Genomic DNA, 23,785 nt, shown 5'->3' on the forward strand with positions numbered 1-23,785 from the left:
AGAAACTGCCGGTAGGCCGGGGGGCTTGGGGGGTGCCCCCCCATTCGTTTCTTTTCCGGTTGAATAAGGCCCCGGCCTTATGGAACCCTCAGAATGACGGTCTTAGAATGACATGGCAAGGCGAGAGGCTTGGCCCTGACCATCTGCAACCGGACGATGCCTAAAAACGATGGGCGCATTAAATATCTTACCCCTGGTGCTTACCCCTATTTCATCCTGGCGCTGATGATGGCCGCCTATGCGGTTTTTTTTTCTGCGCAACTGCTACTGCACCATTATTCCTTTGGCACCCGGGCCATGGACGTAGCCAGTATGGACCAGGCCACCTGGAACACGTTGCATGGCCGTTTTTTCCAACAAACCAACCACCCCTTTGTCACCAGCCGGTTGGGGCTGCACGTGGAACCTATCTTTTTGCCTCTGTCGCTGCTCTACCTTATTTACAGCGGCCCGGAAACCCTCTTTGTTTTTGAATCAATCGTGGTGGCCTTGGGCGCGATCCCTGTGTTTGCCCTGGCTCGCCATAAGCTCCACAACCATCATCTGGCCCTGCTGTTCGCCTTCATCTATTTAATGTTCCCGGCCATCCAGGGGGCCAACATGGTAGAATTCCATCCCATCACTTTAACCCCCACCTTTCTGTTGGCCGCTTTTTACTTTCTGGAAACAGAACGCCCCAAACTTTTTGCCCTGTTTGCTGTGTTAGCGGTCTCCTGCAAAGAAGACGTGAGCCTGCTGATACTAATGATGGGGCTGTATGCCCTGGTCATTAAGCGTCGTTATCTCTGGGGTGGTTTGACCATTGGTCTGGCCCTGGCCTGGGCTTTACTGGCCGTTTTTGTGATCCCTCCCCTTTTTGCCGACACCCGCAACATCCATTGGGACCGCTACGATCACCTGGGCGCGTCTGCGCCCGACATCCTGCTTAATTTATTTCGCCAACCGCGCCTGTTCCTGGCGCAATTACAGGCCGCCAACGCGCTCACCTACCTCCGTCTACTGTTGACCCCCACCGCGTTCACGGCCCTGTTCAACCCGGTCACGTTGCTGCTGGCCCTGCCCTCGTTGGGCATCAACCTTTTGAGCAACTTTACGCCCATGCAAGAAGCCAACCGCCTCATCTACGCTGCGCCCCTGGTCCCGGCCATTCTCATTAGCAGTATTTATGGGGTGGCCAATCTAAAAAGCTGGTTGGCGGACAAATACCGCCTGCTTTCACCTGCCGTTGTCTATACTCTGCTGGGGTTGGCCCTGTTGCTGGCCACGCTGATTTATCATGCCCAATACGGCTTTTTTTCTGGCGGCGGCCAATTCCGGGGCTGGGAAGCCATCACCCCTCATCACCGCGCCGCCGCGCAAATTTTTGCTCAAATCCCCCCAGACGCGGCAGTCTCGGCCCAGGACAGCTTGGTGCCGCACCTGAGTCAGCGCCAAAAAATTTATATCTTTGATCGCGTGAACGACGCCGAGTACCTGGTGTTTGACGTTTCCGAAGACGCCTGGCCCCTGCATCCCCTGGATTTGCGCCACCGGATTGAGCAGTTTTTAGCCAAAGATTTTGGCGTTGTTGACGCCTACGACGGCTACTTGCTTTTAGCCAAAAACCGGCCCAACCTGCCCAAAACCATGCCCGATCCTTTTTTTGACTTCGCCCGTGTGGACGATCCCGCCTCATTCCGGCCCGCCCATCCCACCGATATTGTTTTTGCCGACAAGTTGCGCCTGCTGGGTTATCAAATTGAGCCGGACCCGCACCGCCGGGGTATGGTCGTCATCACCTTGTACTGGCAAGCCCTGGAGCCGCTGGCCCAAGACTACGTTCTATGGCCTTTTTTTATTGATCGCCAGGGAAATCTGGTAGACGACCCTTCCGCCAAACCTTTGGTGGCTCCCATCTGGTATCCCACATCGCAATGGTCGCCGGATGAAGTGATTATCACCCGCACTCTGCCCCAAACATTTACGGGCCAGGTGACGCTGGCCGTGGGCGTCGCCCAAGAGGATTGGACCGACGAGACACAGCGCCTGCCGGTTACTCAGGCCGATGATGACCTTTACCTTTTTGAGCAAAATACCTGGGTCCGGCTGGCTACTTTTTACCAGAGCGGCAGATATGCGGTCCACATCTTCGCTCCCCTGGCCAGTTCAAGCCGGCCGCAGCATCCTCGCCAGGTCACCTTTGGCGGTCACATCCGCCTTTTGGGCGTTGACCTGCCCAATCAAACCTTTCAACCCGGTCAAGCCATCCCTTTTTCCCTCTACTGGCAAAGCGATACATCCATTTCATTTAGCTTGACCAATTTTGCGCATCTGCTGGATAACGAGGACAATCTGGTCGCCCAGTTAGATTGGATTCCGCAAGATAGCTTGGGCTTTTTGCCAACCACGGCCTGGAAACCCCAGCGCCCGGTGGTGGATGCCCAAACCCTGGATTTGCCGCCTGACTTGTTGGCCGGTCAATATCGTTTGATTATGGGCTGGTATTATCCCCCCACCGGAGAGCGCGTGCCCGTAACCACCGCCGATGAATTACCCGGCGCGGGAGAAGATTTTATTGAAGTTGGTATCATAACCGTCAAATGAAACACCTGATCCCAAAACAAGCCTGGCCCCATGTTGTGGCCGGAGGGTTGGTTCTAATCTTCATCATCACCTTTTCCTGGCTGGCCATTCAACGGCACCGGGCCTTTTTGAGCGAGTTCGACCTGGGCGTCTACAACCAAGTGGTCTGGAACACCCTGCACGGGCGCATCTTCTTTTACACCTCTACCGGCCGCCCCCTCTTGCATCTCTCCAACCACGCCGACCCTATTCTGCTGCTGCCCGCCCCTCTGTACCTGCTCCACAACGGCCCGGAAACGCTGCTGGTTTTGCAGGCAGCTCTCATCGGCCTGGCCGGACTGCCGGTCTTTTGGTTGGGCCGAGAAAAGCTAAAAAGTAACCTGGCCGGGTTAAGCCTGCTGCTGGCCTACCTCCTCTTTCCGGGTACAGAGGTGGTCACTTTGTCCGATTTTCATCCTCCGGCCCTGGCCTTTGCCTTTTTGATGTTTGCCTTTTACTTTTTAGAAAAACGCAAAACAGCCTGGTTCATTTTGTTCATCATTTTGGCCATGGCCTGTAAAGAACAAATCCCGCTCCAGGTCACGTTTTTGGGACTGTACGCCCTTATTCGCCACCGGGCTTGGCGGTTGGGGCTGTTCACCATTGGCCTGGGCGTGGCCTGGTTCCTGGTGGTGATGTACTGGGTCATTCCAACCTACAGTGTCACCAGCGATCATATTTTTCTGCACTACTACGCCGATTTTGGCGACAACCCCCTGGCCATTGTTACCACTGTTTTTACCCGGCCCGACCTGGTGCTGCAAAACCTGTGGCAACCCGCCAAAATAACCTATTTGCGCGATCTCTTCACCCCCTTTGCCTTCCTGCCCCTGCTGGGATTGCCGGTGTTGCTGGTCGGCGCGCCCTCGTTTGCCATCAACTTGCTTAGCAACAACCCGGCCATGTTCAACGCCGCCCGTGGCCATTACGTGGCCGACGTGACGCCCTGGTTGATTTGGGCTACGCTCTGGGGCATGATTCTGCTCAAGCAGGGACTCGAACATCTCTGGCCCCGCTCACGGGTTAATTTTGGCGATTTGCTGGGCCTGATTTTATTGGCCGTGTCAGGGGGATGGCATCTCTTTTTTGGCTACTCTCCCCTTTTGTTTGACGCTCCCCGCTATGAGGTGACGGCTCACGACGAATTAGGCCAACGCCTGGTCAACCGGATTCCGCCCGGCGCGCCCATCTCGGCCCAGAACCGGCTTTATCCTCACTTGAGCCACCGCACCATTGCCTACGTGTTTCCCGACATCCACGAAGCGGAGTACATCCTGCTTGACGTGACCGCCGATACCGTGCCGTTCCATCCCAACAATTACCGGGATGAGGTTAAAACGCTGCTCAAAGCGGGCGAGTTTGGCATTGTTGAGGCCACGGACGGGTATATTCTGTTGCAGCGGGGCGCAAAAAATGCCACCCTGCCCGATTCTTTTTATGATTTTGCCCGCGTTCCCGCCGCCGCGCCCCAATATCCCCTTGACGTGCAATTTGGCGACGAGCTGCGCCTGCTTGGTTTTGACGTGCTGGACGAGCCGCGCTGGCAGGAAACCGGCGTCCGCTTTTACTGGCAGGCCCTTAAACCCATCAAAAGCGACCTGCGGCTTTATCCCTTTTTTATGAACCAGCAGGGGGCGGTGATTGAAGACACCTCGTTGCGCCCTATGACCACCCAACTATGGTATCCGCCGCAGCAGTGGTCGCCCGGCGAAATTGTGATCTCGCAAACCCTGCCCTGGACGTTGGGCCAACAGTGGAGCTTGGCCGTAGGCGTATTGGCCGGGCAGGATTGGGCGCAGTGGAACCAACGGCTCAAGGTGTGGGTCAACCAACCCACGCCGGGCCTGCGCCGTTTTGAAACCAATACCTGGGCGCGGCTGGCCTCTTTTGAGCGGCAAGGGCGACAGCTGACGCAAATTGTCCCCTCCGACCAGGACCTTGTCCCGCCGAATGAGGTGGAATACAATCTGGGGCATAAAATGAAGTTGTTGGGATATGGCGTTTCTCAAGAGGGTCAAGCCTTAAACTTAACCCTCTACTGGGAAGCGTTGGAACTGATGGGGCACGATTACACCGTTTTTGCTCATCTTTTGGATATCGACGGCAATCTGGTGGCCCAGCATGACGGCCAGCCGGAGTGGGACGTCTCCATCCCCACCACCACCTGGCAGCCCGGCGAAAAACTGCGCGACCGCCACGTGCTGCCCCTGCCACCCGGCCTGTCGCCCGGAACCTATTACCTCCGGGTGGGGGTGTATTACTGGCAAACCCTGGAGCGCCTGCCGGTGCTGAAAAACGGCGCGCCGGTGGCGGACGTGGTTGAGTTAGGGCCGGTTACGTTGAATTGACCAGCGTCCCTGTTTATAACGGTCCATCTCGCGGGTGGGCGGGGTAAGGCGGGCAATTTGGGTAATGGCCTCCGGCGAGGCCGACACGATAAAACGGTTTCCGGTGCATAAAACCGTATCATCCGGCGGGTGCAGCTCAAACTTGCCCTGGCAGCGATGGGCGATCACGGCCACGTTGAATTCCGTTTCTAACCTGGCCACGGTGTAACCCACCAGAACAGATTCTTCCACCAGGGTAAAGCTGGTAATGGTCAGCAGGCCCCGCTCTTCACCCTCGCCAAAGGAAAAAGCGTAATCCAGGGGCACCCTGGTGGAGGCCGCGGCAAAAGCGGGCGCGGAAAGTTCGGGGATGCTGAAGGCGGTGTGGATGCCAAAGCCGCTGCGCACGTTGGCCGCCATTTCCACATCAACCATGCGCAGCACCACCTTAATATTTGGCACCAACCGGCGAGCTTGCAGGGCAATGCTCAAATTGATCAGGTCGTCGTTGGTGCAGGGCACAATGGATTCGGCGTGGGCAATGGCCGCATCGTGCAATACCTCCGGGCGGCGGGCATCGCCAATAATAACCGGCACGCCCCAACTACGCACTTCTTCAATAAAACGATTGGTTGGGTTATACTCAATCACCACCGCTTCCTGATGGATGTCTAAAATCCACCGGACCACGCGGGTGCTGACTTTGCCCAACCCGCAAATCACCGTATGATCTTTAAAAGTTGATGCCATTGCTCTGTTCCATGTGTCTCTACTTAATAAATTGCTGCCCAGGCGAACCAAACCCTGGCCCAATACCAAAATCCCGGCAATGGGCACAATAAAAAATATCAGCCGGGTGGTCCAGGCCTCGGGCAGGGGGAAGGCGTTTTCAAACACCAGCAGGGTCAACACCGCGTAAGAGGCCGCCAGAGTATCAAGCCCCTGACCGGTGTCTGGATGCACGTAATACCAGGTTAAATCTTCTACGGCCACCACCAGGAGAATGACAAAAAGAACCAGCAAAATGCCAAACGTTTTAGAGCCGGGCATTCTAAAATAGGCCCGCACCGGGCGGTGAACGTAATAGGTGTACTGTTGGGTGAATGATTTTTTCATGGGTCTTGGTTGGCCCGCTGCTTAAGCTCATACAGCTTATTGAGCGCCTCCAGCGGTGAAATCGAGTCAACGTCCAGGGCCTTGATTTCCTCGATCAAGGGATGCGTTTCCGGGCCAAAGAGCGATAATTGCTGCACCCCGGCCATGGCCTGGCGCGTTTGTTCTTTACTTTCCTTAAAGCTGGCGTTGCCTTCCAGGGTTTCCAAAATTTCGTTGGCCCGGTCAACCACGGTTTTGGGAATACCGGCAATCTGGGCCACGTGGATGCCGTAGGAACGGTCCGCCGCGCCGGGCACAATTTTGTGCAAAAAGATCACCCGGCTGCCCTCCTCGGCCACGGCCACGTTGTAATTTTTTACGTGAGGCAGATACTGGGCCATTTCCGTCAGTTCGTGGTAGTGGGTGGCAAAGAGGGTTTTGGCCCGGATTTTGGGATTGTTGTGAATGTATTCCACCACGGCCCGGGCAATGGCCAGGCCGTCGTAAGTGCTGGTGCCCCGGCCTACCTCGTCCAAAATCAGCAGGCTACGTTTACTGCTCTGCGAGAGAATGATCGCCGTTTCCACCATTTCTACCATAAAGGTGCTCTGCCCGGCGTGAATCTCATCCTGCGCCCCAATGCGGGTAAAAATGCGGTCCACCAGGCCAATCCGGGCGGAATCTGCCGGCACAAAACTGCCGATTTGGGCCATTAACACACATAAGGCCACCTGACGTAAAAACGTTGATTTTCCACTCATGTTGGGGCCGGTGATGAGGTGAATTAATTCTTCGCTCGACATGCGCACGTCGTTGGGCACAAAGGAAATGGTCAGGCCGTCGGGGTCAACTAGGGGCATAGTCTCTACCACCGGATGGCGGCCGTTGACGATTTCCAGTTTGTCGTCGTTGCTGAGGGTGGGCCGGACGTAGTTGTTTTTTAGGGCCACTTCGGCCAGGGCTGTAACCACGTCTAAATAAGCCAGGGCCTGGGCGGTGGACAGCAGGCGGTCCGCCGCGCCGGCCAGGTGGGCGCAGATTTCTTTGAAGAGCCGGGTTTCCACTTCAAGCTGGCGTTCTTCGGCATTGAGAATGAGGCTCTCGTACTCCTTCAACTCCGGGGTAATGTAACGCTCGGCATTGACCAGGGTTTGTTTGCGAATGTACTCCGGCGGCACCTGGTTTTTATGGGCGTGGGTCACTTCAAGATAATAGCCAAAAACCTGGTTGAAACCGACCTTGAGCGTTTTGATGCCGGTTCGCTTTCGTTCAACCGGTTCCAGGTTGGCCACCCACTCCCTGGCTTCACGGGACCCGGCCAGGATGCTGTCCAATTCGGCGGAAAAGCCGGGTCGGATAAAGCCGCCTTTGGAAACAACCGCCGGGGGGTCGTCAACAATGGCCTGGGCAATGAGTTGGGCGATATTAGAGCAGGGGTCAAGTTTAAGCTGAGTGAATGGGGCTTGTTTATCCCCTGGCGCAACCTCCGCCAGAATTTGTTGGATCGCCGGTACGGCTTCCAGACTGCGGCGAACGGCCAGTAAGTCGCGGGGTTGGGCAATGCCCTGGCAAACCCGGTGGGTCAGCCGTTCCAGGTCGGCCACTGTTTTGAGTTGGCTGCGGATGTCGCTCCGGGCCAGGGTGTGTGCGCAGAAAAAATCCACCGCATCCAGGCGCGCGTTCAGGGCTTCAACGTCTAGCAGGGGTTGGTGCAACCAGGCCCGCAGCAGTCGCCCGCCCATAGCCGTGATGGTTTTATCCAGCACCCCCAGCAGCGATCCCTCAACCTTACCGGAACGAATGGTCTCGGTTAATTCCAGGTTGCGCCGGGTGGCGGCGTCCAGGGTCATAAAGGTGTCGGTGGTGTAAACGTTCAGGTGGGTCATGTGGGGCAGAGCCTGCTTTTGGGTGTCGGCCACGTATTGAATAATGGCCCCGGCCGCTCGAATAGCCAAAGGTTTGCCGCCCAGGCCAAAACCGGCCAGGGTGGCCACCTCAAAGTGGCGCAGCAATTCTTGCTGCGCGGTTTCGGTTTCAAAACGCCAGGCGTCGTAAAGGGAGCAGGGGATATTGAGCGGGCGCAAAGGTTCGGCGCCGGCCTGGTTGGGAATGATGATCTCGGCGGGTTTGAGGCGGCTGATTTCGTTGAAGACCAGGCGGGCAATGTCTTGGCCCTGCAACTCGGTGGCGGCAAACTGGCCGGTGGTAATGTCTACGTAAGCAATGCCGGCCCGTTCAGAGGCCAGCACCACCGCGGCCAGGTAGTTGTTTTCTTTCTCGGTCAGCAGGGCCGATTCCACTACCGTGCCGGGGGTAATAACGCGCTGCACTTCGCGCGGCATCAATCCTTTAATCGGGTCGCCCACCTGTTCGCAAATAGCCACTTTGTAACCGGCCTTGATCAGCCGGGCAATATAATTTTCGGCGGCGTGGTAGGGGATGCCGGCCAGGGGCACGCGCTGGCCTTTGGAAACATTGCGCGAGGTCAGCACAATGTCCAGCACTTTGGAAACCAGTTTGGCGTCCTCGTCAAACGTTTCATAAAAGTCGCCCAGGCGGAAAAAGAGGATGACATCGGGGTATTGTTTTTTGATGGAAAGATATTGGCGGCGGACAGGTGTGGTCATACTTTAGGTGGCCTCTATCACTGTAGCTTTGGTCACTTTGATCAAATCTTGCACCGGCAGTTCCAGGTTAACGCCTCGTTTACCGGCGCTGACCAAAATCCGCTCCAACGCCAGGGCGGGCCGGTCCAGATAGACCGGAAAATTTTTGGGCAGGAGGGCCAGGGCCGAGATGCCGCCGGTTTGCAGGCCGGTCAAGGTTTCGGCTTTCTTGTGGGGGGCCATTTGCACTTTTTTTTGACCCACCGCCTGGGCTACTTTTTTCAAATTCAACTCCCGGTTCCCGGCAATCATCACCAGCATCGGCTTGCCCTGAGATGACAGCACGACCAGGGTTTTGTAGACCATCTCGTGCGGACGACCCATGTGGTCGGCCATGCCAACCGCAGAGTGAATGGTAGCGGGAAACTCATGCACCGTGTAGCTGATTTTTTGTTGGTCCAAAATGCGCATAGAATTGAGTTTTTGAGCCATTCACCGTTCCCTTGGGCTATTCACGTTCATTATAGCATTATTTTGGCCAGTCCAAAACTTTGCTTTATACTACTTCCCCAATGGCCAAAAATCCAAACAGGCCACATTATTACCGAGCAAAAGGAGAAACCTCATGGCCGTAAAAGAAATTGTGCCAAACGTTTATGCTATTTCCCTGAGTATAGTCAACGCCTTTGTGATTGACCACAACGATGGGCTAACCCTCATTGATACCGGCATCCCCGGCAGCGCCGACAAGATCATCCAAGCTGTGCAAGAATTGGGTAAACAACCAACCGACATCCGCCACATCTTGGTGACACACTGCCACGCCGATCACACCGGCAGTCTGGCCGCCTTAAAAGAGATAAGCCGCGCGCCTGCTTATATGCACCCGCTCGATGCGGCAATGGTGCGGCAAGGCGAGTCAATGCGCCCGGCAAAACCGGGGCCAAGCCTGGCGGCTAAACTCATGGTGCGGTTGTTGATGCGCGGCGGGCCGTCGGGCATTGACCCCGCTGAAATTGAGCATGAGGTCCAGGATGGCGATGAGTTGGACATGGCCGGCGGGCTTAAGGCCATCCACGTGCCGGGACACTGCGCCGGGCAGTTAGCCTTTCTCTGGCCGCAGCACGGCGGCGTGCTTTTTGCCGCAGACGTAGCCAGCAATATGTTTAGTCTGGGTTGGTCCGTTATTTATGAAGATTTGGCGGAAGGGAAACGCAGCCTGGCCAAACTGGCCAAGCTGGATTTTGCGGTAGCCTGTTTTGGCCACGGCCGGGCGATTGTGGGCGGGGCGGCGGAGCGGTTCCGCAAGAAGTGGGATTTTTCAGGATGATCTTGATCTTATCGTCGGGGCCGGAGGTATTCACCCTGCCGACTTCTTCTACTCCCGACAATCCCTGCATTATTGAGAAGGTCACGAATTTTAATGCTTGACTTACTCTGGCCGCAAGGTTATATTGTTAGTAGATGGGCGGAAATTAAAAAATAGTCACTACATTTGCGCAGAAGGGGCTATGCCTCTTGAATGTTACCTTAAGGTGGAACGATGAATGCAAAATACTCCCCGGATGTATCGGTGTTCATCAGGCCGGACCGTCCAACCTTTGTGATGCAGCGCATGCTGGCGGATTGGCTGCCCACGCCCGACTGGTTGCTCTTTATGGGGGTGTCGTTGGTCATTATGGCCTCATTGCTTACCAACTATCTTCCCCTCACCCGGCAAATTGAATCAAGGCCAGGGCCAATAGACCTGGTTTCGCAACAGTGGCATCTGGATCAGATTCGGGCGCGAGAGGCCTGGGCCATCACTGCGGGTAGTAGCGACGTTATTGTGGCTGTAGTTGACACCGGCGTAGATTATACCCACCCCGATCTGGCCCCCAATATTTGGACCAATCCTGCTGAAATTCCCAACGACGGGCTGGACAATGACCACAATCATTACCCCGACGATGATTATGGGTGGGACTTTATAGATAACGACGGCTACCCCATGCCGGGTGAAGCGGATGGCGCAGAACACGGGACAATGGTGGCCGGAATTATTGGCGCCATGCACCATAATGGCGGCGTTGATGGGGTCAATGCCAAAGTCCAAATCATGCCGGTGAGAGTCAGAACCGGCCAAAAAGGGCTTGACTCTTTTCGTCCTTGTAGTGAAGGCCAATATGCCTATTTCCTGGCCCACGGTATCAGGTATGCGGCGGATAATAAAGCCAGAGTCGTCAACTTGAGCCTGTCCTCAAGCCCGGTTTCGCAATCGCTGGGCCGTTGTGTGCAGGATGCAGTCTGGTATGCCTTTGCGCAAGGAGTGGTGATAGTGGCGGCTGCTGGCAACAACAATGAAAGTGTGGTTTCGTTTCCGGCTTCAATGACCCCGGTGATTGCCGTTGGCGCTCTTGACGAGCGAGGTCAGCGAATGTTCATCAACCGTAACGAAGGCAGCAATTATGGACGAGCGTTAGATGTGGTAGCCCCGGGGGTTGATATTTGGACGACAGCGCTACACAATCGGTATAAACCCCAGCGAGGCACGTCGCTGGCCGCGGCCCAGGTAGCCGGGTTGGCCGCCCTTCTTTTTGCCGTAGACCCCTCGTTGAGCGCAACCCAGGTAAAAAGTTACATTGAAACATACGCCCGGCCGGTGGCGGGTTATGATTACATCGCCGGTTGGAATGAAGAAACAGGACGAGGTTGTATAGACGTTTACGGCGCACTTTGGGCTGCCTCACCTGAAGGCAGGTCGGGGCAAGTGCGTTGATACGGTGTATCCGCCCCAATAAACTGCTCCCATTCGGCCTGGGTCAGATTGCGATTAGCCATCCGGCAGGCCCGGGCTTGCCACGATACAAAATCAACGTCCCATAGGGTAATCCCATTATCTGCTGAGATTAATGTTTTGCCATCTGGACTGAAAAGAATATCGAATGCTGAGCCATCGAGAGGCTGACCAATGGGTTGGCCGGAAGCTACATCCCATAGGATGATGGCCTCAGGGTCGGCCGAGGCTAACATCTGGCCATCTGGGCTGAAGGCCATATCAAGGATATTTCTTGTGTGGCTGACAAGTGGTTGGCCAAGGGGTTGGCCTGTCGCTACGTTCCAAAGAATGATGGTCTGGTCATAGCCACCGGAGGCCAACATCTGGCCATCCGGACTGAAAACAACGTTACCCACGTAGTTGGTGTGACCGACTAGAGGAACATCAAGCGGTTGCTGTGTGGCAACATCCCAGAGGATGAGATTGCCCCCCGCCGAGGCCAGGATTTTGCCGTCTGGGCTAAAGACGATGCTTCCAACACTACTATGGTGGTCGGTCAGAGGTTCGCCAATAGGCTGGCCCGTGGCAACATCCCAGAGGATGATATTACTATCCGAGTCGCCTGAAGCCAGCATTGCGCCATCTGGACTGAAGGCTACACATCTTACATCTGTGGTATGGCCAGTCAGTGGTTCACCACTAGGCTGGCCCGTTTCTACATCCCACAGAATAATCGTATCGTCCCAACTGCCTGAAACTAACATTTTACCATCCGGGCTGAAGGTCATACCCCATACTGAGTCGGTGTGGCCCGTAAGCGGCTCACCAATAGGCTGGCCGCTTATTGCATCCCACAAAACAATCTCATTATTAAAACCAACTGAAGCCAGGGTCTGGCCGTCTGGACTCATCGCTATGGCCCGTAGATATGACTTGGGGTCGGTGAAGGGGCGCCCCAGGGATTCGTGGGCCGACACGTCCCAAAGTAGAATGGTTTTGTTTAGTTCGCTTGAAGCCAACAGATTCTCTGTCGGGCTAAAGGACACGCTTTCCACATCCGTGGTGTGGCCGGTCAGGGGTTGACCAATTGGCTGACCTTTTTTTACGTCCCACAGAATGATGGTTTTGTCGCTGCTGCCCGAGGCCAGCATTTTGCTGTCTGGGCTGAAGGCCACGTTCAACACCCCATCCTCGTGGCCGGTGAGAGGTTCACCGATGGGTTGGCGGGTTTCCATGTCCCACAAAATGATCGTATCATCCGCACTGCCTGAAGCCAAAATCCTTCTATCTGGGCTAAAGGCCACGCTATTCACGCTGTTGGTGTGGCCGGTGAGCGGGTCGCCCACGGGCTGTCCGGTGGCAACATCCCACAAGATGATGGTGTTGTCCCAACTGCCGGAGGCCAGGATTTGACCATCCGGGCTGAAGGCGACGCTGGATATGTCGTTGGTATGGCCGGTGAGCGACTCGCCGCGAAGCTGGCGAGACTCGACGTCCCACAGGAGGATTTCACCTTTCTGGCAAGCTATATCTGCCGACACCTCTTTACATTTGCCTACGGCCAGGGTTTGCCCATCCGGGCTGAAGGCCATGGTTTGCACGGCCATGTTGACTCCGGTGGGGGGGAGGTTTACACTCAATTGTCCCAACTGCTCGCGCGTTTCCGCATCCCACAAAATGATGGCCCCAGTGATGTCAACCGAGGCCAGGGTTTGCCCATCCGGGCTGAAGGCCACGTTAGACACGGGCGACCAGGGCAAAGCAATCGGCTCGCCAAGCGCCTGGCGGGTGTTCATATCCCAAAGAATGATAGAACGATCAAAACTACTTGAAGCCAGGGTTTGCCCATCCGGGCTAAAGGCAATGCCGGTTACGTCGTCGGTATGGCCGCGCAGCAGAGCGGTGAGATGGGGGCCGGCAGATTCCAAGCCGGTTAGGAGACTACTTTTGACCTCCACCGTGTTGGTAAAGCGATTGGCTTCCAAGCTTAGCAGCAAGGCCAGGTCCAGGCGGTCGTCCATATACGTCAAGGCCTGGGCGGCCAATTGGCGGGCCAGAGCAATTTCACGTTGGTGTTCGGTTTCCAGGCGCTGGGCTACGGCTGTGCCCTCTGCCTTGAGCGCGCGGTCTGCCTCGGCTTGGGCCGTCTTCTCGGCCGCGAGAGCGCGGTCTGCTTCAGCTACGGCGGTACTCTCGGCGGCAATGGCCCGCGTAGCTTCGGCCTGGGCCGTACCTTCAGCCGCTATGGCGTGGTTTGCCTCGGCCTGAGCCAACTCGGCGTTGTTGCTGGCCTGTCGCCCAAAGACAATGGCCGCAATAAAGGCCATCAGGGCCACCAGCAAGACCACGCCCAGCATGAGCAGGGCGCTGCTTAACCAAAGGGCGCGACGGCGTAGCTGGGTAGCTGCCTGGGTCTGCTCTTCGGCCCGGAGACGCTGTTCTTCGGCCAGGCGTTGGGCCTGAATCAACTCCTGCTGGCGGCGTTGCTCGGCTTCTTGGGCTTCTCGCGTGCGTAGGTCAATGCTGGCCTGCAAAAATTCCCGTTCCACCGGATTCATATCGGCGGCGTAAGCCGTGGCAAACTCTTCAGCCTCGGTCAGACGCCCCCCCCGGTACAGGTAACTCTTTTCCCGGCGCTGCCGTTCCCACTCATTGGCGGCCTCGGTCAACCGGCGATGCGTGCGGAGCGCGGTTCGATTTTCGTCCAGCCAGCCTCGCAACCTGGCCCAGCCCCGGATCAGGGCTTCGTGAGCCACGTCTATCTGCTCCTCGCCGGTGACGATATCGCGGCCGGTTGTCACCAGCCGGGCGTCGGCCAGTTGGTGGATCACCGATTCAATTGCCTTCACCTGGCCGGCAAACTTCGGGTCTTTGGGATCAGGCAGCAGTTCGCTCTTGTGAACCCGCCGTCGAGTGTCTTCAGTGCCTTCGCCGGGCTGGGTCAGGCGCAGCATGACCCGCCGGACGATGATTTGTTCTTGCGGTCTAAAGGTAGCGTACAGAGTTTCGGCTCGCTGGGCAATGGCTCCGGGCACGCCGCCGCTGGTTTGGTAAGCCCGCAAGGTGAGGAGTTGGCCGTGCCGCCATTCCCATAACTCTAAGAGGGCATGCTGCAACAGGGGCAGCGCGCCCGGCTGTTGGGCAACGTCGGCCAGAATGGTGTCTACCAACCCCGGCTCAAAGCGCAGCCCGGCCACCTGGGCCGGCCGTTCGATGGCCCGCCGCAGTTCGGCTTCACTCATGGGGCCGACCAGCACCTGCTGTGTCGAAATACGCGCGGCCAGGTCGCGGTAGGCCGCACAACGATGGTAGAAGTCGGCCCGCATGGTCAGGCTGACGAACACCCGTCCCTTGCCCACGGCAGCGGCGTAGAGTAAATTTTCAATAAAGCGGCGTCGCTCATCCTCATTCTGGCAGAGGGTGAAGACCTCCTCAAACTGGTCCACAATCAGCAGCAGGCGTTGTTCAGGGGATTTATTTTGCCAGGCCAAACGGACAGCCAGGTGCAGCGCGCGGCTATCGGTAGCCAGGTTGTCCAGCAGACGCCGTGTTTCTTTTAAGTGATTTTCCTGGCTAGCCAGAACGGGCGCTAACCCGGCAGCCAGAGCTTCCAGGGGACGCTCGTCCGGCTTGAGGATGTGGATGGCCCACATATTGCTGCCAGAGATAACCCCGGCGCGAAGCGTGGGGATTAAACCCGCCCGCACCAACGATGACTTGCCGCTGCCGGATGCTCCCAGCACCGCCAGAAAGCGGGTCGTTCCTTCTTGGCGGGTGTCTTGGTCAGAGAGGAGGGTGTTTAGGGTGTCCACCAACTGGTCCACCAATACCTCGCGGCCAAAGAAGAATTCGGCGTGTTCTTCCTCAAACGCCTGCAAGCCCCGGTAAGGACAGCGCCGGTCGGCTTCCGCTTCCGCCGGAAGGGGGGGAAGGCCCGCCAGGGGTAAGGCTACCGTTTCCTCCAGCGCCTCCAGCATCTCTTGAACCGACTGAAAACGATGGGCGGGCTTTTTCTCTAGTGCTTTTTGGATGATGGCCTCTACCCCGGCCGGCAAATGGGGGTTGAGGGTGCGGGGCGGGGCCGGGGGTTCAGAGATATGTTTGAGAATGATGCCGACGGGCGTTTTGCTGCTGAAGGGCAGGCTGCCGGTGGTCAACTCGTACAACATGATGCCCAGGGCGTAAATGTCGCTGCGTTCGTCGCCCGGTTCGCTGGCGCATTGTTCGGGCGACATGTAAGCCGGGGTGCCCAGCACCGAACCGGTATCGGCTAAACGCTCTGCGCCGATAATTTTAGACAGGCCGAAGTCGGCCAGAATTGGCTGCCCTTGGGGGGTCAGAAGTACATTGGCCGGTTTGAGGTCCCGGTGCAGGATTTTTTGGCTGTGGGCATGGGCGACGGCCTGGGTGATCAACTGGAAGAGGCGTAAGGCTTCGGGTAAGGGAATTTGTTCGCCTTGGGCCTGGCAGGTGGCCAGGCGTTTCTCCAGGGTCTCACCTTGCACAAATTCCATGACCATGTAAAAGGTGCTGTCGGCCACGTCAAAGTCGTGTACCTGAACAATACCGGGGTGGCGCAGCGCCGCTACCAACTTGGCTTCACGCTGGAAGCGGGTTACAAAATCAGGGTCGCGGGCCAGGTGGGGATAAATTGTTTTGATGGCTACGTCCCGTTCAAGGGCAGGATGGTAGGCTTGGTAAACCTGGCCCATACCGCCCTGACCTAACAGGTCTTTGACTTCGTACTTGCCGATTTGTTTACCGCGCCAGTCAATCATCATCAGGCCTCCCTTCGTCATTCAATCAATCGCGGTATTAGTTGGCTTGTACTTATCGGAGGAACCGGTGTATTTTTTAGAGGAGCAAAGCAGATAGCGGCTGGAAAGTAATGGACGGAATAATTTTATTGTACCACAAAAAATGTTGTTTGGGGCAATGAATCTGAAAGATAGGTGGTTTGGACTATCTTCCCCAACCGGCCAAACCGCCCTTCGTCAGAATCAGGAAACCAGTGTGAACGGATTAAAATTTGTTTCCCGGTCGTAATAATCCTCCCGCTCGGTTGCTTTCAAAAAATTGACCGCCCGGTAGGTGAGGGGGGTTAAAACAACCTCGATGATCACTTTGAAAATGTAGTTGGAAACAATCAACGTGAGGGCAATGGACCAGGGGAATACGCCCAGCGCGGTGGCAATCACAATAAAGAGAATGGTGTCAATCCCCTCGCCCACCAGGGTGCTGCCGATGGTCCTGGTCCACAACCAGCGGCCCTCGGTGGCTACTTTCATTTTGGCCAGAACGTAACTGTTGGAAAACTCCCCGGCAAAGTAAGCCACCAGGCTGGCTATCACAATCCCGCCCGTGGCCACGCCGCCCAATATAACCCGGTATGCTTCCTGCCCGGCATATTCTTGCCAGGTAATCTCGCCGGGCATCAGGCCAATGAGCCAAAAACAAAAGGCCATCAAGGCCGCAGCTATAAAACCGGCCCAAATCACCCGGCGCGACCTTTTGTAGCCATACACCTCGGTCAAGATGTCGCCAAAAATGTAGCTAATGGGAAAAAGCAGCGTGCCGGCGTCAAAGGCCAGGGGCAACCCAAAGATGCTTACGCCCCAATCAATGATTTTGGCGGACGAGGCGATGTTGCTAATCAGCAGCACCGCCACAAAAAAAGCAACAATAAAATCATAATATTTATAGGTTCGAGTGGCGCCAGTTGTTGAAGCCATTAGCAAATCCTCCTATTCCTGAACCACTGCCTCCACTTCCGGCGCGGTCACCCGGCCAGGGTCGCCGTCTGAAACGTAATATGCCTGCGGATTCTGTTCAAAGTGGGTGAGCCAGTGGTTCAGGGCGTCTGCGGTGACTTCCAGCCGGGCTACGCGATAGGGATTAAAGGCGCTATCAAAGGGGGAGACGCCGGGGCCGCCCCAGGCCGCGGCGTTGCCGGTGTAGGTGTAGGCGTAATCGCCCCACTGACCCGCTTTGAGAAAGTCCATTGTGTAGGGAAATTCGCCATAAGGCACGGATAAACTTTGCACTTCATAATTGGGGGCTAACTCTTCAATGACGTGTTGGCTAACGGCCAGTTCCCATTCGATACGTTCGGCGGAGATGGCGGCCAGGTTAACGTGGTTGACGGTGTGGCTGCCCACTTCCATGCCCTGGTTCACCAGAAATTGCACTTTGGATTTGGCCCATTTGGGCTGCCCAAAAATAGAGACGTAGTCGGCGTTGTCGCTGCCCAACACAAAAAAGGTGGCGCGGATCGGCCAATCGTCGGGGTGTCCGTTGTGGAAATTCAAAATGATGCCCACGGCGCTATCGGCGTCAATGGTGTGGTCGTCTAATACCCGAAATTGGCTGATGTCGGAGTCGTCAAAGGTCAAAACGATGGGTTTTTTCCCGGCCGGCACATTGGGCAGACCCCGCCCCACATCGGCAAAGTTGACCGGGTAGTAGCCGGACTGGTAGAGGCGTTGCAAGTCGGCCCGGAAGTTGGCCGGGGTCCGCTGAAAGCGCAGTTCCGGGTAGCCGAGGCGGTGGTATTCCAACACCATAATTTTGCCCAGTTCATTGGCTTCGGCAAAGAAGGGCTGGAGCGCAGTCTGTTCTGGCGTGGGTAGCGGGCGGGAGCGCTGTCCTTCGCTCAACACTATGCCCCGTGAGGGCGTTGCCGTGACAAAAATAATCCCCGGCGGCGCAGGCGCAGCCGTTTCGTTAAGCTGGACAATGCGGCAACTCAACAGAACCAGGCCCAAAACGCTCAGGAGTAACCAGACTGGTTTGGTGATAGCAGGAGGTCTAAAATGGACAGGCTCATGGCCTGGAAGCAATCTTTTCACCTAGTTATTGTAAAGTAAAAACAGGAAATTGTAAATTTGGGCGGACGCACATCCCCCATTTTTCTCCCGGCACTCTATCGAACAAATCAATTCTCGTCAAATCAACCTTAACCCTAAAAAGAAAAGCCCCGTTCTGTGAATACGGGGCCTTTGGGGTTAATAGTGAATCTGCTCAATTTAACCTGGTGACACCGCTGGCCTGTAGGCCCTTGGCCGTTTGTTCAACCATAAATTCTACCCGGTCGCCTTCTTCCAAGAAGCGGTATCCGTCCATTTCAATAACGGAATAGTGAACAAAAACGTCCTCCGGGTTATCCTCGTAGGTGATAAAGCCGTAACCTTTAGCCTTGTTGAACCATTTTACGGTGCCAACCTTCCGTGCCTCCATTGGGCCTCCCCTCCTGTTTTTTGATTTTTTGCCGCCCCAAATTTTGGGGCTATTAACCGGCCCAAGTTTAATATAGAGGGCCTAATCCGTCAAATTTTTATCCTGGCCTTTCCGTTTGCCCCTCCTTGCTCTTTTGGATTATACTGCTGCTTATTCTTCTGGAGGAGTTTATCTTCTTTGAAATCTTTGCCTAATCTGGCCGGTCGCTTGTTGTTGATTGCCGGGGGCCTGCTGTTGCCCCTGCTCATTTTGGAAATTGGGGTGCGCGTGGTGGGTCTGGCCCCGCCGCCTGTGCCCAATCCGGCCATCTGGGAACCCCATCCCTTGTTTGGTTGGTGGCACATCCCGCACAGTGGCGGCATTTTCCACAGCGATTACAACGAATTTGAGGCCGAGGTGCGCATCAACGCGCGGGGGTTACGGGACCGGGAAATTGGCTACGACAACCCCACCGGCGCTCTGCGCATTTTGTCTCTGGCCGACTCCTTTGGCGAGGCGTTGCAGATTGATCTGGTAGACACGTACCCCAAGCAGTTGGAAAGGCTGCTGGCTGATTCGCTGGGCCAGCCGGTTGAGGTGATCAATGCCGGGGTTGGCGGCTGGGGCACGGACCAGGAGGCCATTTTTTACGTGGCCGAAGGGTTTCGCTACCAGCCTAACGTGGTGCTGTTGGCCTTTTTTATCCGCAACGACGCGCTCAACAGTTACGGGCCGTTGGAGATTGCCCGTAACGGGGGCAGCCGGCAAAAAGAGTTTTTTACGCTTGCCGACGACGGGCAGTTGATCCCCCCGCCGGTGCAGGAATCCGACGCTCAGACCAAAGCGGAACAGACCGGGTTTCAAGCCGGACTCCAACAGCCCCTGGGTCACAAGCCTGCCCTCCTTGGCCTGTCCGATGCGTTGTGGCGAGTGTCGGACCTGTATCGCCTGCTTGTGCCTTACCTGCGCGACATTCCGCCGGTGGTGCAGCGGTTAGGGCCAAGCGGTATTTTGGGCGGCGAGGGCGTGGTGCGGGCCGGCCATCCCAGCGCGCCTCTTCCCTTCTTTGTTTACCAATCCCCGCCCAACCAGGATTTTGTCGCGGCCTGGACCCTGACCGAGGCCATTTTGGCCCAACTGCAAACTGAAGTGGAAAAGCGGGGGGCCAGGCTGGTGGTGGTCATCATCGGCGCGCCGGAGCAGGTTTATCCTGAAGCCTGGCAGCGCACGTTGACGGCCAATCCGGCGATGCAAAGTTTCTCCTGGAACCTGGATGCGCCCAACCGGCGGCTGGCCGGCTTTTTGACGGAACAGGGTATTCCCTACCTGGATTTACTGCCGGTTTTTCGTGAGGCGGCGGCCCGGCCTGATTCGCCGCCGCTGCATTTTCGTCACGACCAGCATTGGACTGAAGCCGGTCACCGGCTGGCCGCTGAAGAGATCTATGATTTTTTGTTACCAGAAATTGAAAAAGGAGTGGCCGAATGATTGACCCAACCAATTTTCCCCTGTTCTTTGTGGCTTCTTGGGCCTTAATCCTGGCGCCGGGGCCGGACATGATTTACGTGATTACGCGGGGTATTGCGCAAGGGCGCAGAGCCGGGCTGCTCTCGGCCCTGGGCGTGACCCTGGGGATTTTGGTCCACACCACCTTTGCGGCGTGTGGTCTGGCGGTGCTGTTGGAGACCTCGGCGCTGGCCTTTATGCTGGTCAAATACGTGGGGGCAGCGTACCTGGTTTACCTGGGTTTCAAAGCGCTCAAAGATAAGAGCAGTTTGACCGTCCTGGCCCAGCCGGAGGAGATGGATTTCCGGGCCATCTTTTGGCAGGGCATGCTTTCCAATGTATTCAATCCCAAGGTCGCCCTCTTTTTCCTGGCTTTTCTCCCCCAGTTTGTCATCCAGAATGGTCATGCCGTTGCCGGGCAGATGTTCACCCTGGGTCTTATCTTTGCTCTGTTTGGGGTGGCTTTTTTAAGTGTCGTGGGCTATTTTTCTGGGGGAATAGGCCATTGGCTGTCGCATCGGCCCCGGCTTGCCCCCAGGCTTCGCTGGTTGACCGGAATTATTTTTATTGTTTTGGGCCTGCGCCTGGCCTTTGTTGAGCGCAAATAGGGCGGGTTATTGCGAATTTCAATTAACCTATGGTTATTTCTGGAGCGGCTTCTACGCGGGGATGAGGTATCTCTACTTGCAAAAATAATCCGCCGTCGGCTTGGTTTTGCAATTTCAAACGCCCGCCCAGCAGGGCCACCCGCTCGCTGATGCCCAACAGGCCATAATGCCCCCTGGCCGAGAGCGCCGATAGATCAAAGCCTTCAGCCAGACCGCTGCCGTTATCGGCAATGGAGATCATCAACGTGCGCGGCGAGGTGTGTTTGAGACAGATCTCCACGGCGTTGGCCCGGGCGTGTTTGCGCACGTTGCTCAACCCTTCCTGGATGATCCTAAAAATGGACAACTCAATCGCCTCGGGCAGGCGGCCCAGGTTGGCATCCAGGTCAAGTTTCAGCGAAATGCCGGTGCGGTCACTCCAATCGCGGGTGTAGGATTGCAGCGCCACTCCCAGGCCCAGGTTGTCAATGGTTGGCGGGCGCAGGTTGCTACAGATGCGGCGCAGGTCGTCCACAAACAGGCGAATGTTGCTACAAATATCTTCCAGCTCCTCGGCGAATTTTGGCTGTAAATCTTTGTCCGCTTCAATTTCTTCCAGGTGGTAATTGACGCCCAACAGGTCTTGAATCAACTGGTCGTGCAATTCCCGGGCCAGGCGTTTGCGTTCTTCTTCCCGTTCGGTCAGGAGACGGCGTTGGGCATCTTGCAAGGCCAGGTTGGCCTGGTCGAGCGCCCTGATTTGTTGGGCCAATTGGTCAATAAGCTGCTGGTTGAGGTTGTCCTGCGCGGCCAGGTTACGCTGTAAGAGCATTTGTTGGTGCCGCAATTTTTCGGCCTGTTCGCGGGCGCGGTAAAAACTGTCCAAAGCCCAGATGGTGGGGGTGAGCTGCTGGCGGTCGGGCGCGCCAATCAGCGCGGCCACCACCTCTTCGCGGCTGGTTTCGTCGGTGCGATGGCTGGCCACGCGCTGTCCCTGGCGGAGCACAATGATACGGTCGGATACGGCAAACAATTGGTCCAGGTTTTTGCTGCAAAAGATAATGGCCTTGCCCTGCGCGGGCCAGGTTTGGATCAGGGAGAGCAGTTTTTGTTGGTAGGGATAGCTGAGTAAATCGGTTGGTTCGTCCACAATGATCAACCGGGACGGATGGGTCATGGCCCGGGCCACCGCAATCATCTGGCGCTGTTCGCTGGACAGGTTGGCTATCTTTTCCCGCAGCGAGGTCAAATGCACGTCTAATTCGGCCAGGATGCGGGCGGCTTCTTTGTCCATCCGTCGCCGATGAGGTATTTTTAGCCACTTGCTCATCGCCGGCCAGCCCATTTCATTGCCCAAAAAAATGTTGCCAGTGATGTCAAGGTGTTCGGCCAGGTCTGGCCGCTGGTGAATAACCTCAATACCCAATTGGCGGGCCTGGAAAGGCCATTGTAACCGCTGGCCGTTAAAATAAATGTCGCCCTTGTTGGGCACGTAAAGACCGGCCAGGAGCATCGCTAAAACAGTTTTGCCCGACCCACTCCGGCCGGCCAGGCCGACGATTTCGCCGGGATACACCTCAAAACTTACCTGCTGCACCGCCGGTAGGGTGCCAAAACTTTTTGACAGGTTGATGACTCTCAACAAGGGGTCCACAATAAGTTTCCTATTCCAAAACATCCCGGCGTCGCCAGGAGGCAAGCAAAATACCGGTCAGGATAATGGCCCCAATAGCCACCGATTGCCAATAGGTGGGGAATCCTAAAAGCACCAGGCCATTGCGTAACACTTGCATAAAGGCTGCGCCCAACAGTACTCCTAAAATGGTGCCCCTGCCGCCAAACAAACTCACCCCGCCAATAACCGCTGCGGCAATGATGTCTAGCTCGTACCCCAGTGCTGCAGTGGGGGCGGCCACCCCCAGGCGAGCGGTCATTAACAGGCCGCCCACGGCGGTGAGTATCCCGCACAGACTGTAAACCAGAACCTTGATCTGGATAGGTTGCACTCCAGAAACCCGCAAGGCTCGTTCGCTGTTGCCTAGGGTATAAATATAGCCGCCCAGCACGGTCTGGCTCAACAACAGGCTGACCAGCAGGGCCAGGGCCAGCATAATGAGAAAGGGCAAGGGTAAAAACCAGGGTCCCACGGGCAGGTCGTATTGGCCCAAAGCCCGAAAGCCTGGGGGCAGGGTGCGTACCGGCCAGCCGCCGGTCAGGCTCAAGGCAATGCCCCGCACAATGCTCATCGTGCCCAGGGTGACAATAAAAGGCGGCAGTCTTAACCGGGCCACTATGGCCCCGTTGATGCCGCCTACCAGCGCCCCGGTCAAGAGGCCAATCATAATGGCCACAGGCACCGAAAAACCGGCCCGCAAACTATGGGCGCTGACCAGCCCGGCCAGGGCCATTACCGCCCCCACCGATAGGTCTATCCCGCCAATAATGATGACGATGCTCTCGCCAAAAGCCACAATGGCAATCCATGAGAAGGCGCGGGCTACATTGAAGAGGTTGTTGGCAGTAAAAAAGGTGTCGGTCCACAGGCCCAAAGAGAGACAGACGAGGAGGAGCAGGATCAGTAAAACAGCTTCCTGGCGATTGATCACCTGCTGCCAACTGAGGCTGATCTCAGCCAACGCCGATTTTTTTTTGGTTGGCAGTAAGGTGGTGATTTTCTCGTTCATTTTTCTTAAGCGTTTCTCAAGCGTCGCCTCAAAACCAAAGTGCGACGCTCTGACCGTATTAACGCAGCGCGCCGCACCTGACTCGACAGAAGGAATATATAGACAGGGCCAGTCTACATAGAGTTGTTAGCGTCGCTTGCGTAACTGGTCGAGCATAATGGCGACTACAATAACAAAACCTTGCACCGCTTGCAGCCAGTAAGCGGATACCCCGGTGAGCACTAGGCCGTTACGCAGAACGCCCATAATCAAGGCTCCAATGAGCACCCCTAAAATGGTGCCCTCGCCGCCCATCAGACTGGTTCCCCCAACCACTGCCGCGGCGATGACGTCTAACTCGTAAGCATTACCGGCTGTGGGGGCAGCCACGCCCAGGCGCGCGGTCATCAGCACGCCGCCAATGGCG

16 protein-coding genes are annotated in these 23,785 nt (G+C 56.4%); 6 read left to right on the top strand and 10 right to left on the bottom strand.

Going from position 1 to position 23,785, the window contains the following annotated elements; all coding sequences use genetic code 11:
- Positions 1-129: 129 nt before the first annotated feature.
- Together JW953_12920 and JW953_12925 are read left to right on the top strand one after the other, a co-directional pair.
- Positions 130-2,583: a DUF2079 domain-containing protein gene (locus JW953_12920; GenBank protein MBN1993595.1), complete on the top strand. Its 2,454-nt coding sequence runs from the start codon at positions 130-132 to the stop codon at positions 2,581-2,583.
- Positions 2,580-4,949, top strand: a complete 2,370-nt coding sequence (locus JW953_12925) for a DUF2079 domain-containing protein (GenBank protein MBN1993596.1) — start codon at positions 2,580-2,582, stop codon at positions 4,947-4,949. The genes JW953_12920 and JW953_12925 overlap by 4 nt, the downstream gene beginning before the upstream one ends.
- Here JW953_12925 and JW953_12930 read toward each other — a convergent pair.
- From JW953_12930 to JW953_12940, 3 genes are read right to left on the bottom strand one after another with little or no spacing between them, the layout of a single operon-like run.
- Positions 4,926-6,044 (bottom strand): potassium channel protein, encoded by a 1,119-nt coding sequence (locus JW953_12930; GenBank protein ID MBN1993597.1) that lies wholly within the window; start codon positions 6,042-6,044, stop codon positions 4,926-4,928. The genes JW953_12925 and JW953_12930 overlap by 24 nt on opposite strands.
- Complete coding sequence (mutS, locus tag JW953_12935) at positions 6,041-8,650, bottom strand: DNA mismatch repair protein MutS (GenBank protein MBN1993598.1); 2,610 nt, start codon at positions 8,648-8,650, stop codon at positions 6,041-6,043. The genes JW953_12930 and mutS overlap by 4 nt, the downstream gene beginning before the upstream one ends.
- Before the next feature lie 3 nt (positions 8,651-8,653).
- On the bottom strand, positions 8,654-9,121 hold the full coding sequence (locus JW953_12940; GenBank protein MBN1993599.1) for an aminoacyl-tRNA deacylase: 468 nt from the start codon (positions 9,119-9,121) through the stop codon (positions 8,654-8,656).
- Between the two features lie 133 nt (positions 9,122-9,254).
- On the opposite strand from JW953_12940, the gene JW953_12945 reads away from it, so the two are divergent.
- Both JW953_12945 and JW953_12950 read left to right on the top strand, forming a co-directional pair.
- A complete protein-coding gene (locus JW953_12945) occupies positions 9,255-9,959 on the top strand; it encodes an MBL fold metallo-hydrolase (protein MBN1993600.1) in 705 nt (234 codons plus the stop codon).
- Between the two features lie 213 nt (positions 9,960-10,172).
- Positions 10,173-11,387, top strand: coding sequence for a S8 family serine peptidase (locus tag JW953_12950; GenBank protein MBN1993601.1), 1,215 nt, complete (start codon positions 10,173-10,175; stop codon positions 11,385-11,387).
- Here the strand turns inward: JW953_12950 and JW953_12955 are convergent.
- The 4 genes from JW953_12955 to JW953_12970 form a co-directional block, all read right to left on the bottom strand.
- On the bottom strand, positions 11,333-16,168 hold the full coding sequence (locus JW953_12955) for a protein kinase (GenBank protein MBN1993602.1): 4,836 nt from the start codon (positions 16,166-16,168) through the stop codon (positions 11,333-11,335). The two genes, JW953_12950 and JW953_12955, sit on opposite strands and share 55 nt — an antisense overlap.
- Before the next feature lie 219 nt (positions 16,169-16,387).
- Positions 16,388-17,119 carry a queuosine precursor transporter gene (locus JW953_12960; GenBank protein ID MBN1993603.1) on the bottom strand — a complete coding sequence of 244 codons (732 nt, stop codon included), beginning with the start codon at positions 17,117-17,119 and terminating at the stop codon, positions 16,388-16,390.
- A gap of 12 nt (positions 17,120-17,131) precedes the next feature.
- Entirely contained in the window at positions 17,132-18,226 is a 1,095-nt protein-coding gene (locus tag JW953_12965; protein ID MBN1993604.1) for a polysaccharide deacetylase family protein, read from the bottom strand.
- 181 nt (positions 18,227-18,407) lie between these two features.
- Positions 18,408-18,623 carry a cold shock domain-containing protein gene (locus JW953_12970; protein MBN1993605.1) on the bottom strand — a complete coding sequence of 72 codons (216 nt, stop codon included), beginning with the start codon at positions 18,621-18,623 and terminating at the stop codon, positions 18,408-18,410.
- A gap of 177 nt (positions 18,624-18,800) precedes the next feature.
- Here JW953_12970 and JW953_12975 point away from each other — a divergent pair, with 177 nt between their 5' ends.
- The gene (locus tag JW953_12975) at positions 18,801-20,090 is read left to right on the top strand and encodes an SGNH/GDSL hydrolase family protein (protein ID MBN1993606.1); all 1,290 of its coding nucleotides are present in this window, start codon (positions 18,801-18,803) and stop codon (positions 20,088-20,090) included.
- Positions 20,087-20,716, top strand: a complete 630-nt coding sequence (locus JW953_12980) for a LysE family translocator (protein MBN1993607.1) — start codon at positions 20,087-20,089, stop codon at positions 20,714-20,716. Before JW953_12975 ends, JW953_12980 begins: the two co-directional genes overlap by 4 nt.
- A 22-nt stretch (positions 20,717-20,738) precedes the next feature.
- Here the strand turns inward: JW953_12980 and JW953_12985 are convergent, their stop codons facing one another.
- The 3 genes from JW953_12985 to JW953_12995 all read right to left on the bottom strand — a co-directional run.
- Positions 20,739-22,373, bottom strand: a complete 1,635-nt coding sequence (locus tag JW953_12985) for an ATP-binding cassette domain-containing protein (GenBank protein MBN1993608.1) — start codon at positions 22,371-22,373, stop codon at positions 20,739-20,741.
- The gene (locus tag JW953_12990) at positions 22,360-23,379 is read right to left on the bottom strand and encodes an ABC transporter permease (protein MBN1993609.1); all 1,020 of its coding nucleotides are present in this window, start codon (positions 23,377-23,379) and stop codon (positions 22,360-22,362) included. The genes JW953_12985 and JW953_12990 overlap by 14 nt, the downstream gene beginning before the upstream one ends.
- A 126-nt stretch (positions 23,380-23,505) precedes the next feature.
- Positions 23,506-23,785: ribose ABC transporter permease (locus JW953_12995; GenBank protein MBN1993610.1), on the bottom strand; the 280-nt coding region annotated here is incomplete at its 5' end.

This window comes from Anaerolineae bacterium (assembly GCA_016931895.1).
GTDB lineage: Bacteria > Chloroflexota > Anaerolineae > 4572-78 > J111 > JAFGNV01.